This window comes from Burkholderia sp. MSMB1498 (assembly GCF_001526245.1).
GTDB lineage: Bacteria > Pseudomonadota > Gammaproteobacteria > Burkholderiales > Burkholderiaceae > Burkholderia > Burkholderia savannae.
Map to the genome: position 1 here is coordinate 64,356 of NZ_LOYJ01000059.1, position 14,705 is coordinate 79,060.

The window sequence follows — 14,705 nt, forward strand, 5'->3', positions numbered from 1 at the left end:
GGTATCGATCGGTACCTGACGCGTTGGCGCATGGGCATTGCTGCACAGCTGCTGGAGGAAACCGAGCTACGGCTGGGTGAAATCGCGTCGCGCGTTGGTTATGGGTCGGAATTTTCTTTCAGCCGCGCATTCAAGTTGGCGCGCGGCGTCTCGCCGGTCCAATACCGTCGGGAACGGCAAGGCTACATGGCAACCGGCGAGCACGAGCTTGGATCGGTTGCGCCATAGTTGATCGGCGCAACGCATGAGCCTCGGTCGTTCATGCAAAATCAGCAGACGGTCCGCTGCTCGAGCGAGGCAGCCGCTTGATTGATCGTGCGCCGACCATGGCTAACGACGGAAACTGGCCGATCTCGGACAACGCACCGCACGACACGACAAAGTTGCGCCCGCCGCGCGATAGGCGAGCAGCCAACGGGCGACGGCGCGATCAAGAACGCGAAGCCCGGACCGCGCCGACGTCGCCGATTTGTCCCGCCGTTTTCAGCCGTGCGGCCAAGCGCATCCCGCGCCGGCCTCAGGGCCAATTTCCGGTTGCTAGACGACTGGTCTAATCTCGCGCTATCATCCACCCTCATGAACGCAGCAGCCACCACCGCCGACGTCCGGCAGCACATCCTCGACACCGCCAAGCCCATCATGCTCTGCAAGGGCTTCACGGGCGTCGGCCTGAACGAGATTCTGGCGGCGGCCGGCGTCCCGAAGGGGTCGTTCTACCACTATTTCGGGTCGAAAGAGGCATTCGGCGAGGCGATCCTCGAGTCCTACTTCGCCGACTACCTCGCGCACCTCGACGCGTTGCTCGTGCGCGGCTCCGGCCCCGCGGCAGACCGGCTGATGCGCTACTGGGGCCAGTGGCAGCAGATGCAGGCGGGCAACGACCCCGAAGGCAAGTGCCTCGTCGTGAAGCTCGGCGCGGAAGTCTGCGATCTGTCCGAAGCGATGCGCGTGGCGCTCGAGCGCGGCACGTCGCAGATCGTCGCGCGGCTCGCCGCGTGCATCGCGGCGGCGTTCGAAGACGGTTCGCTGAAGGTCGATCTCGACCCGCGGCAGACGGCCGCGATGCTGTACGAGCTGTGGGTCGGCGCGACGCTGATCGAAAAGATCTGGCGCAGCGGCGAGCCGCTCGCGATCGCGATGGCGACCACCCGGCGCATCCTCGGTTTGCCGGGAGCACGCTGAACGCGAATTGCGATGCGCGGCGGCGCGTACGATGAAAGTCGAAATCGCGCCGCCGCGTTTTTTGCGGTCATTTTATAGACGACTGGTCTATTAGAGGGCATGCAACATGCGACAGTTCGACGATCGCAACGCGATCCGAATCCGGTTCGACAAACGGATCGATGCACGATCGATCCACGCTTGCCGAGCGCCGAAAGCGCCCGACGCGAAGCCGCGTCCGTTCGACGATGACAGGCGGGGCGACGAACGCGCCGATGAACGCGCCGAGGAATGCGCCCGCGGGCGCGTCGACGAAGCCGTGCGGCGGGACATTCGGGCGGTGGGAAGCGCGCACGGTGCCGGCGTGCGATGCGCGCACGCCGCGTCGAGGCCCGATTGCTCCGATACGGACCGAAGCGATGCGGCGCACGACATGACGCACGACATCACGCGAGCCGCGCAACGCGACGTGGCCCGGCAGCGGGGCGGCACTCGATGCACGCCGCGGCGAAGCCCACGCTATCTCGCGGCGCGGGCAAGCAGGCGGCCGGCCGCCTCGGCGGCGCACGGCCGGCGGGCCCGCCTGGGCCGCGCCGCCTGATTCTCAAGACATCAAGGAGGGCATCCAAATGAAGATTCTCGTAGTCCTGACTTCGCACGACGAGCTCGGCGCGACCGGCAAGAAAACCGGCTTCTGGCTCGAGGAGCTGGCCGCGCCGTACTACGCGCTGAAGGACGCGGGCGCCGAGCTGACGCTCGCGTCGCCGCGCGGCGGGCTGCCGCCCGTCGATCCGAAGAGCAGCGATCCGGCGTCGCAGTCCGACGCGACGCGCCGTTTCGACAAGGACGCCGAAGCGCAGGCCGCGCTTGCGTCGACGCGCAAGCTCGCCGACGTGTCGATCGACGATTACGACGCCGTGTTCTACCCGGGCGGCCACGGCCCGTTGTGGGATCTCGCCGAGGACCGTCATTCGATCGCGCTGATCGAGCGCGCGATCGCGACGGACAAGCCGGTCGCGGCCGTTTGCCACGCGCCCGGCGTGCTGCGCAACGTGAAGGGCCCGTCGGGCGCGTCGCTCGTGAAGGGCCGCAACGTCACGGGCTTCTCGAACAGCGAGGAGGCGGCCGTCGAGCTCACCGAGGTCGTGCCGTTCCTCGTCGAAGACATGCTGAAGTCGAGCGGCGGCCATTACTCGCGCGCGGCCGACTGGGCGCCGCACGTGGTCGTCGACGGGCTGCTCGTCACCGGGCAGAACCCGGCGTCGTCGGAGCCCGTCGCCGAGGCGCTGCTCGAGCTGCTCGAGCAGTAATACGCGGCGCGGGCGGCCGCGTTGCGCGTCGCCCGCGGCGTTTTCGTCGAGTCGATTCAACTCGCGTCGAGGCATCGAGCCGGATCGAGTCGCGTCGATTTGCATCGCGGTGCGTGCGCATCGCCGGGCGAGGTCGTCGCGCCGCATCACCGGCATCACCTGCGTCACGGAATCACCGAATTACCGCGTTACCGCGTTACCGCGTTACCGTGTCACCGCGTCACCGCGTCACCGCGTCACCGCGTCACCGCGTCACCGAATCACCGAATCACCCGAATCACCCGAATCACCCGAATCACCCGAGTGGAGTCACCCGAGTCACTCGAGTCACCTCACCGACCCTAAACACGAACATCGAAGGAGTAGTAGATGGCTGCATTGTTCGAACCGTTTCAACTGAAGGACGTCAAGCTGCGCAACCGCATCGCGGTGCCGCCGATGTGCCAGTACGTCGCCGAGGAAGGCGTGCCCAACGAGTGGCATCACGTGCATCTCGCGGGCGTCGCGCGCGGCGGCGCGGGGCTCGTGATCGCCGAGGCGACCGCGGTGTCGCCGGAAGGCCGCATCACGCCGGGCTGCACCGGGCTCTGGAACGACGAGCAGGCCGCCGCGTTCGAGCGCTCGGTCGATGCGATCAAGGCGGCGGGCGCGGTGCCCGGCATCCAGCTCGCGCATGCGGGCCGCAAGGCGAGCGCGAACCGGCCGTGGGAAGGCGACGATCACATCGCCGCGGGCGACGCGCGCGGCTGGCAGACGATCGCGCCGTCCGCGGTGCCGTACGGAGCGCATCTGTCGAAGGTGCCGCACGAAATGACGCCGGACGACATCGCGCGCGTGAAGGCCGATTACGTCGCGGCCGCGAAGCGCGCGCGCGACGCCGGCTTCGAATGGCTCGAACTGCATTTCGCGCACGGCTATCTCGCACAGAGCTTCTTCTCGGTGCATTCGAATCGCCGCACCGACGCATACGGCGGCTCCGCGGAGAATCGCGGGCGCTTTCTCGTCGAGACGCTCGCGGCCGTGCGCGAGGTGTGGCCGGAGCGCCTGCCGCTCACCGCGCGCTTCGGCGTGATCGAATACGATGGCCGCGACGAGGAGACGCTCGCCGAATCGATCGGGCTCGCGAAGCGCTTCAAGCAGGAAGGGCTGGATCTGTTGAGCGTGACGGTCGGCTTCTCGACGCCCGACGCGCGCATTCCGTGGGGCCCCGCGTTTCTCGCGCCGGTGGCCGAACGCGTGCGCCGCGAAGCGCAACTGCCCGTCGCGTCCGCGTGGGGGATCGATACGCCGGCGCTCGCCGAGCGCGTCGTGAAGGACGGGCAGCTCGATCTCGTGATGGTCGGCCGCGCGCATCTCGCCGATCCGCACTGGCCGTATCGCGCGGCGCTCGAGCTCGGCGTCGAGCGCGCGTCGTGGACGCTGCCCGCGCCGTATGCGCATTGGCTCGAGCGTTATCGCGCGGCCTGACGGCGTGCCGCGCCGCGCTACCGGGCGGGGCGCGGGCGCGCAGGGACGGGCGGCGAGGCGTTCGGGGCGGCATGCGGGGCGGCGTTTTGCGCGGCGTTCGGGGCGGCGGATGCGGCCTCGATCGGTCGGTGCCTCGATGTCGCGTGCTTGAATGCGTGTTCGCTCGCGAAGCGGGCTCGCGCGAACGAGCTTTCGCCGCGCGACATCGTCACGGCGCGGATGACCTGATAGCGGGCGGACGGCGAGATGTCGTCCGCCCGTTTTTCGTTCGGCGCTCGCGATCGGCATCGGGTCGAGGCTGCGTGAAAATGAAAACGCACGCCGAACGCGCCAGTCGAGAGAGTCGACCGTTCAGATCGCGCGGTATTGGCTGCGTGACAGCGCGGGAAGGGTAAAGCGACACTCGACAACCGAGTGGATTTGCGTTTTCACGCCGCCTCGGTCGGCGGGAGGCGTTCAACGTCGACGCTTGCGCGGCGCGGCGTTCGTCATGTGTCGCGCGATAGGTTCCTTCGACGAAACGCGCGTTGTTTTTTGAGGCAGGAATGGACGGCTTCGGATCGGCGGGCGTCACTTGGCGTCGCCATTCGCCATTCGCCATTCGCCATTCGCCGCACGCTGCTCATCACGCACCCCGCACCCCGCACCCCGCACCCCGCACCCCGCACCCCGCACCCCGCACCCCCGGCTGCTCGCCGCTTGCCATTCGCCATTCATCGCTCGCCCATCGCCCATCGTGTGCGCACTCGTCGCGCGGCGTTCATCATGCGCCGCGCATGGCCGTCCCGCGATGAAGCGCGCGCCGATTTCAACAGGCGCAATGCGATTTGCGCTCCCGCATCCTGTTGACATCGATCAACACGCGAACCGCATCGATCCCCGACAGTCGACGGGCGGAGCGACGCGCATCCGCCCGCTCGGCCAGCATCGAAGGCGGCCGGGCATTCGCGGCGCGAATACGCCGGCCCGCATCCACCGGCCGCCGACGCGCCCGCGCCGCCGGCATACCGCTTCGCGCGGCGCGATCCGGCCCGTCGCTCGGCGGCTCATGCTCGACCGTCGAAGGAGATCCCTATGCGTCTTCCGAACAAGCGTGGCTTGATCATCGGCATTGCAAACGAAAGCAGCATCGCGTTCGGCTGCGCGCGCGTCATGCGCGAGCAGGGCGCCGAGCTCGCGATCACCTACCTGAACGACAAGGCCGAGCCTTATGTCCGGCCGCTCGCGGAGCGTCTCGGAAGCGGGCTCGTCGTGCCGTGCGACGTGCGCGAGCCCGGCCAGCTCGAAAGCGTGTTCGCGCGCATCGAGCGCGAATGGGGGCGGCTCGACTTCGTGCTGCATTCGATCGCGTACGCGCCGAAGGAGGACCTGCATCGCCGCGTGACGGACTGCTCGCAGGCGGGCTTCGCGATGGCGATGGACGTGTCGTGCCATTCGTTCATTCGCGTCGCGTATCTCGCCGAGCCGCTGATGGCGAACGGCGGCTGCCTGCTGACGGTCACGTTCTACGGCGCCGAACGGGCAGTCGAGGACTACAACCTGATGGGGCCCGTGAAGGCGGCGCTCGAAAGCTCGGTGCGCTACCTCGCCGCGGAACTCGGGCCGCGGCGCATTCGCGTGCACGCGTTGTCGCCGGGGCCGCTGAAGACGCGCGCAGCGTCCGGCATCGACCGCTTCGACGCGCTGCTCGAACGCGTGCGCGAGCGCACGCCCGGGCATCGCCTCGTCGACATCGACGATGTCGGCCATGTCGCCGCGTTCCTCGCGAGCGACGATGCAACTGCGCTGACAGGCAACGTCGAATATGTCGACGGCGGCTATCACGTCGTCGGCTGACGGCGCGGCGCGCAACTTGCAGCGGGCAGCTGCGTAACGGGCACCTGCGTAACGGGCGTGCGCGGCGGGCGCTCGCGCGCGTTTGCACGTATTCGAGCATGTTCGACGGTGTTTGAGCGCGTCGCGCCTGCGCGATAAGATGGCCGTCTCGATTCGACTCGCCATCCCGCTCGCCATCCGCCACGCCCGAAGGACTGCCATGCCGCCCGTCACGCTCGTCGTCACCGATCGCCCCGAACCCGCCCAGATCGATTTCATCGATGCGGGCCTCGCCGCGTACAACGTCGAGCGCGCCGGCGTGAACGACGAGCGTGCGCTCGCGGTGTTCGCGAAGGACCCGGACACGGGCGCGCTGCTCGGCGGCCTGACGGGCCGCACGTCGCTCGGCCTGATGTTCGTCGATCTGTTCTATCTCACCGACGCGCTGCGCGGCGACGGCATCGGCCGCGCGATCCTTCGGCTCGCCGAGGAGGAAGGGCGCGGGCGCGGCTGCGGCGCGGCCGTGCTGTACACGATCAGCTTCCAGGCGCCCGCGTTCTACGAGAAGCTCGGCTGGCGCCGCTTCGGCGAAGTGCCGTGCGATCCGCCCGGCACGAGCCGCGTGTTCATGACGAAAACGCTGCGCTGAGCAGGCGCGCGCGACGGTCGGCCGCCGCACCGGCATCGTCGTGCGCGTCCATTAAGATGGCGATGTCGCGGCGCGCCGCGCTTTCCCAATTCGCCAAGAGTCCTCATGGTCCAGAACGCACCTGTCTCGCCGGAGCCGTCCGGCCGCCCGAAGGCCCAGTCGATCGCGCTCGGCGCGCTGTATGCGGCGCTCGTCGCGCTCGCGTTGTGGGTGATTCGCGATTTCATTCCCGCGATCGCATGGGCATGCGTCGTCGCGATCGCGCTGTGGCCGGCGTTGCGCCGCATCGACGCGCATCCCGCCTTTCACGGCCGCGCGACGCTCGTCGCCGCCGCGTTGACGACGGCGATCGCGCTGCTCGTCGTCGTGCCGATCGCGGCGGGGCTCGTCGAGGCGGTCGACCAGAGCCACGAGTTGCTCGGCTGGCTGCATCGCGCCGAGCAGGCGGGCATTCCCGCGCCCGACGCGCTGTCGCGTCTGCCGTTCGGCTCGCAGCAGGCGAGCGCGTGGTGGCAGGCGAATCTCGCGAAGCCGCTGCATCCGGCGGCGGTGAAGGGCGTCGATAGCGGGACGGTCGTCACGTTCGGCCGCCACTTCGGTTCGCGCGTCGCGCACGCGGCGGTGCTGTTCGGCTTCATGCTCGTCACGCTGTTCGTGATCTTCCAGGCCGGCCCGCGCCTGTCGGGCGCGCTGCTGACCGGCGTGCGGCGCGCGTTCGGCGACAACGGCGCGGCGCTGCTGCAGCGGATGGCGGCCGCGGTGTACGGGACGGTCACGGGGCTTGTCGTCGTCGGCTTCGGCGAGGGCGTGCTGCTCGGCATCGCGTATGCGTTCGCCGGCTTGCCGCATGCGGCGCTCCTCGGCCTCGTCACGGCCGTGGCCGCGATGCTGCCGTTCTGCGCGCCGCTCGTGTTCTGCGGCGCCGCGCTGTGGCTGTTCGTGCAAGGAGCGGCCGGCTGGGCGATCGGGCTCGCGGCGTTCGGCTTCGTCGTCGTGTTCGTCGCCGAGCACTTCGTGCGGCCGGTGCTGATCGGCAGCTCGGCGCGGCTGCCGTTTCTGCTCGTGCTGTTCGGCATTCTCGGCGGCGCGGAGACGTTCGGGCTGCTCGGCCTGTTCGTCGGCCCGGCGCTGATGACGGTGCTGACCGTGCTGTGGGCGGAGTGGGTCGATTGACGGCGCACGTCGAACGAACGGTGCGTTGTTTTTCCGACTGTTTTAAGAAAATTCAACAAAAAGACAGCGAAACGTCGATTAGCATGCAGTTTTCCACTGCGACGGCATCGCGCCGCACGGTTGAGCCGCATGCCATTCCAGACGACGAACCGCACCGTTCCCGCCCTCGCTTTTCCGCTCGCCGCCGCGCTGCTGTTGAGCGGCTGTTCGTGGTTCAGCGGCTGGTTCGATTCGTTCTCGTACGCGAGGCTGCCGCTGCCGAAGGCGGCCGCGCAGCCGGGCGCGACGCAGACGCAGATCGTGGCGGCGGGCGGCAATCCGGCGAGCGTCTGGATGGTGCGCAACGGCTCGGGCGTCTGCTACAACTACGATTTACGCCACGGCAACGACCATCGTCCGTACTACGTCGTGTTCGATCGGCGCGGCGTCGTCTCGCGGCACGGCTTCGCGACCTGCTCGGAAGCCGACCGCGGCGGCTTGCTGCGCGGCTCCGCCGTTCGCTGACCGGCGCGGCGTCCGGGCGCGGCGGGCGGCTCTTGCGGTGGACCTACTGGCGGACCTATTCGTCCGCGCACGCATGACGCGCGACGGATTGCCGGATCGAACTCAGAATGTCCCGCCAGTGCGAATAGATCAGAAAGTGCCCGCCATCCGCGATTTCATGCAGACGGGCGCCCGGAATGCGCGCCGTCAGCCGACGCACGGCGTCGATCGAGATGTGCCAGTCCAGGCTGCCGTGAAAGAGCTCGACGGGCATCGGCGAAGCGCTCGCCGTCGATTTGCCAGCCATGGACGTTCAGCAGCGTTTCGGCGACGAAGTGCCGTGTGCCGTGCCTCACGCCGGCCAGCAATTCGCGCGCGTAGTTTTCGCGAAATTCCGCATGCTCGAACACCCGGCGATCCACTTCCGGCATCGATTGCAGGATGGATTCGATATAGCCGTACACGTCCTTGCGAATGCTGCGTATCACGACTTGCGGTAGCGGCGGCAGCAGGTTGGGCGTGTAGCGCGCCACCATCAGCGCCATGCGGAAATGGGCCGAGTATGCGCGGATATCCTCGAAGCGCTCGACGGGAGGCGTCGCGCCCACGACGAACAGCGCATCCACGCGGTCCGCCATCGCTCGCGCGGTGGCGAGCGCGTAGGGCGTGCCCGCCGAATAGCCGAGCACGGCGAAGCGCGTCAGATCGAGATGATTCGCCAGGGCCGCGACGTCCGCCGGCCAGTCCGACACTCGCCGCCCCGGCATCGGATCGGAATCGCCCGTGCCCGGACGCTCGGGAATGATGAGCCGGATGGATGCCTCGCGAAGCAAGGCGTCGTCCGGATGCCGCAGGTGCCGTGAGCACGACAGGCCGTGCATCAGGATCAGGGGAAGGCCGTCCGGATCGCCGCTGTCGGACCACGCTAGCCACCGGCCGTCGGGCAGGCGCAGGCGCCCGTCCTCTTGCGCGGGCGAACGCGCGGCGGCCGCGGGTGGCCGGCGCAGGCGAGACCATGGTTGCGCCGTTCCGGTTTGATCGAGCCAGAGAGGCGTCGACCAGATCGCCTGAACCAGTTCCGGTTGGCGCCGCACGCCCAGCTTCGCGAACACCGATTTCAGTTGGGTCTTGACCGTGTTCACGCTCGTACCGAGATCCTGCGCGGCGTTCTCCAGCGTCATCCCGCGCACGAGCCGCTGGGTGAGCCGCGCTTCCGCCGCGCTCAGGTCGAAGAGCGCGCTCAGGCCGGCTTCCGGCACGAGCGGCGCATCCGAGCTGGCGACCCAGACCATCGCGTGCGCGTTCGTTCCCGCTTCCCGCGCGACGCGGCTCACGAGCACGGACAGCGCCGCTTGCCCGCCGTCGAGCCGGAATGCGGCCTGCGTTTGCGCATGCTCGGGCGCGTCGCGCAACGCGTCGTCGAGAAGCCGCCGGGGCCGCGATTCCAGGCGGCCGGCGACGATCGCCAGGCCGCCGTGGCCATTCAGGATCGATCGCATCGCCCGGTTCATGTGGACGATCGCGCCGTTACGCGCCACCAGCGCGATGCCGACCGGCAGCCGATCGAGCACGCTTTCGCTCAGGCATCGCTGCCCGTCGGAATCGGTCAGCCGCTGGCGCATGTCGCAAGCCCGGACGAAGTGCGGCGCGAGAAGCGTGAAGATCTGGCGTTCGGCCGCCGTCGCGCTCGTCGGCAGCGGGTTGCCCATGCCGTCGAACCAGCTCGCGACCATGCGGTCAGTCTCGTGCCGCGGAATCGGCAGCGCGTCGTGAACGCGGGCGTCCGACAGGAAATCCGCCATCGCCTGCAGCAGATGCGGCCACAGGTCGTCGTCGTTCGCCGTCTCATAAATCAGGCCAATCAGGCTCGACAGCGGCCCGGCCGGAAATTCAGTGCGTTCGTTCATCCCGCCCCCCTCGACGCGGTGCCGCCTCGAGCCTCGATCATGACATGCCGCCGCGCTCGATCGATACCTCGAACGGGTGATGCGCCGCGATCGCATTCCGACCACGATGGGTGCCGGATCGAAGCGCGGCGTCGACGCGATTCGGTCCAGGCGCCACTCGGTGGCTCTTCCTGAAAATGATACGCACGGCTAAGGGGACGATGATGAAAAATCAGATCAGGCTACGGCTTGCCGCGATGGGTGTCGCGACGGCCATTTCGTCGATGCTGGCGGGTTGCGGCGCAGACGGAAATTCGGTGGGCGGCGCAAACGCCAATTCGGGCCCGGGCGGCGCGGCGCAGGACGCGACCGTGAGCGGCACGGTCGCAAGCGGCAGTCCGGTGCCGAACGCGGTCGTCACCGCCGTCGACGTGAACGGCAAGACCGTGACCACCCAGGCGGGGGTGAGCGGCGCGTATACGCTCGACGTGACCGGGCTCGCGCAGCCCGTCGCGCTCGTCGCGACCGATCCGGGGGGCCAGGTCGGCCCGTTCGTCTCGGTGCTCGCGAGCACGCCCGCCGCCGGACAAAGCGCGACGGCCAACGTCACCACGCTGACGACGGCCGTCAGCGCGCTCCTCACGCCCGGGGGCAATCCGCTGGAGCTTGCGATACCGGCCAATTTGAGCGCCGAGGTCACGCCGGCCAAGGTGCAATCTGCCACGCAGGTGCTCGACACGTATCTCACGCACTTCCTGAGCGCTGCCGGCGTGTCGAACCCCGCCGCATTCGATCCGATCGGCGCGCCGTTTTCGGCGAACCATGCCGGCGCCGACGCCGTGATCGACATGTTCCGGATCGTCGCTCAAGGTTCCGCGACGTATCTGACCTTCATCGGCGCGACGTCGGCGCAAGGAAACGTCGACCTGACGCTCAACGCGCAGCAGTCGCCGGGCAGCGTGCCGCAACCGCCCGTCCCCGAGGCCGCCGCGACGGTTGCCTCGCTGAACGCCGGCCTTGCGAGCCTAGTCGCCGACATGCAGGCATGCGTGGCCGCGGGCGGCACGGGGGCCGCCTGCAACGTGGTCGATCCCGGCTACATGGACAACGGCTATGCGCGCATTTCCCGATACGATGCGAATCTGCAAAGCGCCACCGTCGTGTTCGGCACGCCGTCGATCGTCGAGACGGTCGGCATTCCGAATGCGACCGGGGGGCAAGGCGCCACCGGCGCGTTGATCGGCATTCCTTATGCGTTGACCGCGCCCGCGCAAGGGCAACCGCAGGCGTATCCGTACACGCTCTATACGACGGTGCAACCGTCGGTTCGAACCCGCTATGGCTGGGACATCGTCGGCAACCAGCTGCCCTTCGATATTTCGGCGACGTCGCGCGCGACCTATCGCAATTTCCACGACAGCTTCGTCAATTCCACGGGAAGCCACGATGCGAGCTTCTTCGATGCGGGCGTCACGTTGGGCGTGAACCTGGGCGGCCCCGGCGGTCGCAACATCGATGCCGCCCACGTGACGGGGCCCGGCCTGCCGAGCGCCGGATTGTGGCTCGTGCATTCGACGGTCACGGGGGACGGTTCGCTGGCGATCATGGCGAAGCAGCCGTCGTCGCAGCCGGCGCCCGGAACCACGACGGGCAGCAATACCAACGAATATCGCTGGTCGTGGGCCACGCTGCCGGGCGGCGCGTTCACGCCGCCCGCCAAGGGCTTCTGGAGCACCGGCAAGCTCGACGGCTCGCTGCCGTTGTACGGCGCTTACACGTTCACGCTATACGACGCGACGGGCGCGGCGCTCGGCACTTACAGCGTGTTCAATCCGACGCCGCTCATCGATGCGCAGGCGGGGCTCAACGCCTACGGGCAGGGCAACGACGCGGCCCATCCGCAAGGCGCCTGGCCGGTGCTGGGCGCCGACGTGGCTGCGGGTTTCCTGTCGGCCACGGGCGCGTACGCCGGCGCGCAAGCCGCGTTGAACGTGGACTTCACGCCGCCGCCTTCGCCTTCGCCGAACCCGGCGCAATTGACGCTCGGCAAGATCAACGTTCAGAGCGAGGACCAGAACAAGGCCGGATGCGAAGCGACCGTGCCGGTCACGAGCGGCGCGACTTCGGTCGCGGTGGCGGCGCCCACGTCGCCCATCGCGTGCAGCTTCCTGGCCGTCGACAATGCGTCGGATGCCGCCTATCGCATCGTGCAGTTGCGCAGCAAGAATACGCAGGGGGTGCAGTTCTACCTGAATGAAACCTACCGCAGCGGCCAGAACGCGCCCGATGCTTCGTAGCCCGGAGCCGATGGCGAGCGGGCTCGCGCCCGCGCGCCATCCGGCTCATCTCGCGGCGTCTCGCGCCGGTTTTCGCGCGCCGCGCCGCGCATCGTCGATCGCGAGGCCGAGCCGCCGCACGCATGCGTCGATCTGCTCGGTCGGCACCGCGCCGTAGCCGAGCACGAGGCCGTTGTACGCGGCGCGATCGGTGCCCGGCAGGCAGAAGCGCGACAGCGGCCGCACCGTGATCGCGCGGGCGAGCGCCGCGCGCGCGACGTCGACGTCCGCGACGGGCGCGTCGAGCCGCGCGGACAGGTGCATGCCGCCCGCGCCGCCCGACACCGTCAGCGCGCCGCCGAGATGGCGCGCGAGCGCGGCTTGCAGCACGTCGCGCCGCTCTTCGTAGAGCCGGCGCATGCGGCGCAGATGCCGCGTGAAATGCCCGGCCTCGATGAAATCGGCGAGCGCGAGCTGCTCGGCGAGCCGGCCGCGCGGCGCGAGCGCGCCGATCGTGCGGCGCAGCTCCGGCGCGAGCGCCGCCGACGCGACAACGAAGCCGATCCGCAGCGTCGGAAACATCGTCTTGCTGAACGTGCCGAGATAGACGACGGGCGCGTCGTCGCCGAGGCTTTGCAGCGCGGCGAGCGGCGCGCCGAAGTGGCGGAACTCGCTGTCGTAGTCGTCCTCGATGATCCATGCGCCGGCCGCGCGCGCGTTCGCGACGAGCGCGATGCGCCGCTCGACGCTCATCACCGCGCCGAGCGGATACTGATGCGACGGCGTGATGTAGACGAGCCGCGGCGGAGCCGCGCGCCAGTACTCGGCGCTCGGCGCGAGGCCGTCGGCGTCGACGGGGATCGGCACGAGCCGCAGGTCGGCCGCCTGGAACGCCGAGCGCGCGCCGACGTAGCCGGGATTCTCGATCCATGCGGTGTCGCCCGCGTCGGCGAGCGTGCGCGCGCACAGGTCGAGCCCGTGCTGCGTGCCGTCGGTGACGAACACCTGCTCCGCTTCGCAGCCGATTCCGCGCGACACGCGCAGATATTCGGCGATCGCCTGCCGCAGCCGCAGGTTGCCGCCGAGCGGCGCATGGCCGAGCTGCGCGGGGCCGATGCGCCGCCACGCGCGTTCGGTCGCGCGGCGCCACGATGCGAGCGGAAACTGGTCGAGCGCGGGCATGCCCGGCAGGAACGACAGCGGCTCGCGCTCGTCGTCGACATCGGTGTCCGGCAGATCCGCGGTGCGTCGCGACAGCACGGGCCGCGCGTGCGCGGGCGATGCGGCCGCGCCTGCCGCCGGCAGGCCGACGCGCGCGACCATCGTGCCTTGCCGCCGCGCGACGACGAAGCCCTCGGCGGCGAGGCGCTCGTACGCATAAAGCACCGTGTTGCGCGCGATCCGCAGCGTCTCGGCGAGCGCGCGCGACGACATCAGGCAGGTGCCGGGCTCGAGCGTGCCGCTCAGGATCGCCGCGCGCAGGCAGGCATAAAGGCGATGCTGCTGCGACGCGCGCGCGAGCGCGTCGTGCGCGTTGTCCCGCTCGAAGTTCGACAGCAGCACGCCGTAATCCATCGTGGCTCCAAAAATGATCGATCTCATGGATCTATTCATGGTGCCACAGATTTTCTATCGTCGAGCCTGTCGAAACGATCATGTCCATCCAGGAGCCACGCCGAATGACCTCGACCGCAGCCGAATCCGCTCGGCCCCCGACCGCGCCGAGCTCGCGCACCCGCGTGCGCCGCGTCGCCAACCGCGGCCGCTATGATCGCGCGACCCTCGAAGCGATTCTCGACGACGCGTACGTATGCCACGTCGCGTTCGCCGACGAGTCGGGCGTGCACTGCATTCCGACCGCGTGCTGGCGCGAGGGCGATCATCTGTACATCCACGGCTCGAACGGCAGCCGGATGCTGAAGCTCGCGGCGGCGGGCGCGCAGGTGTGCGTGACGGTCACGCATCTCGACGGCCTCGTGCTCGCGCGCTCGGCGTTCAATCACTCGATGAACTACCGGTCGGCGGTGATCTACGGCGAGTTCGAGGTCGTGCCGGATGCGCGGAAGGCGGCCGTGCTCGATGCGTTCGTCGAGCGGATCGCGCCGGGCCGAAGCCGCGACGCCCGGCCGGGCGACGCGAACGAGCTCGCGGCGACGACCGTGCTGCGCATCGCGCTCGACGAAGCCGCGACGAAGATCCGCGCAGGCGGCCCGAAGGACGACGAGGCGGATCTCGGCTTGCCGGTGTGGGCGGGCGTGCTGCCGATGCGCGACGCGCACTTCGCGCCGATCACCGACGCCGCGCCGGCGGGCGTGCCCGATTACGTGCGGCGCTGGCAGGACGCGGTGCCGCTGCGCGAGACGGACGACGAGGAGGCGAGGCGCGTCGCGGTGCGCTGAGTCGCATGCGCGCTCGCATGCGCTCGGCGATGGGGCGGGGCGGCGGCTTTCGGCGACGGGGGCCGCGGGCGCCGCGCGCATCGACG

The 14,705-nt window shown here is 69.3% G+C and carries 13 protein-coding genes; 11 read left to right on the forward strand and 2 right to left on the reverse strand.

Annotation, left to right across the window (positions count from 1 at the left end; genetic code table 11):
• The first annotated feature begins 15 nt into the window (after positions 1 to 15).
• The 9 genes from WS91_RS11265 (at position 16) to WS91_RS11305 (ending at position 8,079) form a co-directional block, all read left to right on the forward strand.
• Positions 16 to 228: a helix-turn-helix domain-containing protein gene (locus WS91_RS11265; RefSeq protein ID WP_226383212.1), complete on the forward strand. Its 213-nt coding sequence runs from the start codon at positions 16 to 18 to the stop codon at positions 226 to 228.
• A gap of 348 nt (positions 229 to 576) precedes the next feature.
• The gene (locus tag WS91_RS11270) at positions 577 to 1,182 is read left to right on the forward strand and encodes a TetR/AcrR family transcriptional regulator (protein WP_059578577.1); all 606 of its coding nucleotides are present in this window, start codon (positions 577 to 579) and stop codon (positions 1,180 to 1,182) included.
• Between the two features lie 106 nt (positions 1,183 to 1,288).
• Positions 1,289 to 1,762, forward strand: a complete 474-nt coding sequence (locus WS91_RS35780; protein ID WP_059670289.1) for a hypothetical protein — start codon at positions 1,289 to 1,291, stop codon at positions 1,760 to 1,762.
• 28 nt (positions 1,763 to 1,790) lie between these two features.
• Positions 1,791 to 2,471 (forward strand): type 1 glutamine amidotransferase domain-containing protein, encoded by a 681-nt coding sequence (locus WS91_RS11280; protein ID WP_038747649.1) that lies wholly within the window; start codon positions 1,791 to 1,793, stop codon positions 2,469 to 2,471.
• A 369-nt stretch (positions 2,472 to 2,840) separates the two neighbouring features.
• On the forward strand, positions 2,841 to 3,938 hold the full coding sequence (locus WS91_RS11285; protein ID WP_038747652.1) for an NADH:flavin oxidoreductase/NADH oxidase: 1,098 nt from the start codon (positions 2,841 to 2,843) through the stop codon (positions 3,936 to 3,938).
• Positions 3,939 to 5,012: 1,074 nt separating this feature from the next.
• The gene (gene fabI, locus WS91_RS11290) at positions 5,013 to 5,774 is read left to right on the forward strand and encodes an enoyl-ACP reductase FabI (protein ID WP_059670290.1); all 762 of its coding nucleotides are present in this window, start codon (positions 5,013 to 5,015) and stop codon (positions 5,772 to 5,774) included.
• 199 nt (positions 5,775 to 5,973) lie between these two features.
• The gene (locus tag WS91_RS11295; RefSeq protein WP_059670291.1) at positions 5,974 to 6,402 is read left to right on the forward strand and encodes a GNAT family N-acetyltransferase; all 429 of its coding nucleotides are present in this window, start codon (positions 5,974 to 5,976) and stop codon (positions 6,400 to 6,402) included.
• Positions 6,403 to 6,507: 105 nt separating this feature from the next.
• A complete protein-coding gene (locus tag WS91_RS11300) occupies positions 6,508 to 7,575 on the forward strand; it encodes an AI-2E family transporter (RefSeq protein ID WP_059578559.1) in 1,068 nt (355 codons plus the stop codon).
• 129 nt (positions 7,576 to 7,704) lie between these two features.
• Positions 7,705 to 8,079: an outer membrane protein assembly factor BamE gene (locus WS91_RS11305; RefSeq protein ID WP_038747662.1), complete on the forward strand. Its 375-nt coding sequence runs from the start codon at positions 7,705 to 7,707 to the stop codon at positions 8,077 to 8,079.
• A gap of 155 nt (positions 8,080 to 8,234) precedes the next feature.
• Here WS91_RS11305 and WS91_RS11310 read toward each other — a convergent pair whose 3' ends face one another.
• Positions 8,235 to 9,965, reverse strand: coding sequence for an alpha/beta fold hydrolase (locus tag WS91_RS11310; protein ID WP_059670292.1), 1,731 nt, complete (start codon positions 9,963 to 9,965; stop codon positions 8,235 to 8,237).
• 296 nt (positions 9,966 to 10,261) lie between these two features.
• Between WS91_RS11310 and WS91_RS11315 the strand changes: the two genes are divergently transcribed.
• Positions 10,262 to 12,241 (forward strand): carboxypeptidase-like regulatory domain-containing protein, encoded by a 1,980-nt coding sequence (locus WS91_RS11315; protein WP_156432358.1) that lies wholly within the window; start codon positions 10,262 to 10,264, stop codon positions 12,239 to 12,241.
• A 45-nt stretch (positions 12,242 to 12,286) separates the two neighbouring features.
• On the opposite strand, the gene pdxR is transcribed toward WS91_RS11315, so the two are convergent.
• Positions 12,287 to 13,795: a MocR-like pyridoxine biosynthesis transcription factor PdxR gene (gene pdxR / locus WS91_RS11320; RefSeq protein WP_059670294.1), complete on the reverse strand. Its 1,509-nt coding sequence runs from the start codon at positions 13,793 to 13,795 to the stop codon at positions 12,287 to 12,289.
• Positions 13,796 to 13,899: 104 nt separating this feature from the next.
• On the opposite strand from pdxR, the gene WS91_RS11325 reads away from it, so the two are divergent.
• Positions 13,900 to 14,619: a pyridoxamine 5'-phosphate oxidase family protein gene (locus WS91_RS11325; protein WP_038747670.1), complete on the forward strand. Its 720-nt coding sequence runs from the start codon at positions 13,900 to 13,902 to the stop codon at positions 14,617 to 14,619.
• Positions 14,620 to 14,705 lie beyond the last annotated feature (86 nt).

Coding starts and splice junctions, on each gene's coding strand:
- WS91_RS11300 (WP_059578559.1), top strand. CDS start 6,508: ATGGTCCAGAACGCACCTGTCTCGCCGGAGCCGTCCGGCCGCCCGAAG.
- WS91_RS11325 (WP_038747670.1), top strand. CDS start 13,900: ATGACCTCGACCGCAGCCGAATCCGCTCGGCCCCCGACCGCGCCGAGC.
- WS91_RS11310 (WP_059670292.1), bottom strand. CDS start 9,965: ATGAACGAACGCACTGAATTTCCGGCCGGGCCGCTGTCGAGCCTGATT.
- fabI (WP_059670290.1), top strand. CDS start 5,013: ATGCGTCTTCCGAACAAGCGTGGCTTGATCATCGGCATTGCAAACGAA.
- WS91_RS11280 (WP_038747649.1), top strand. CDS start 1,791: ATGAAGATTCTCGTAGTCCTGACTTCGCACGACGAGCTCGGCGCGACC.
- WS91_RS35780 (WP_059670289.1), top strand. CDS start 1,289: ATGCGACAGTTCGACGATCGCAACGCGATCCGAATCCGGTTCGACAAA.
- WS91_RS11305 (WP_038747662.1), top strand. CDS start 7,705: ATGCCATTCCAGACGACGAACCGCACCGTTCCCGCCCTCGCTTTTCCG.
- WS91_RS11295 (WP_059670291.1), top strand. CDS start 5,974: ATGCCGCCCGTCACGCTCGTCGTCACCGATCGCCCCGAACCCGCCCAG.
- pdxR (WP_059670294.1), bottom strand. CDS start 13,795: ATGGATTACGGCGTGCTGCTGTCGAACTTCGAGCGGGACAACGCGCAC.
- WS91_RS11285 (WP_038747652.1), top strand. CDS start 2,841: ATGGCTGCATTGTTCGAACCGTTTCAACTGAAGGACGTCAAGCTGCGC.
- WS91_RS11270 (WP_059578577.1), top strand. CDS start 577: ATGAACGCAGCAGCCACCACCGCCGACGTCCGGCAGCACATCCTCGAC.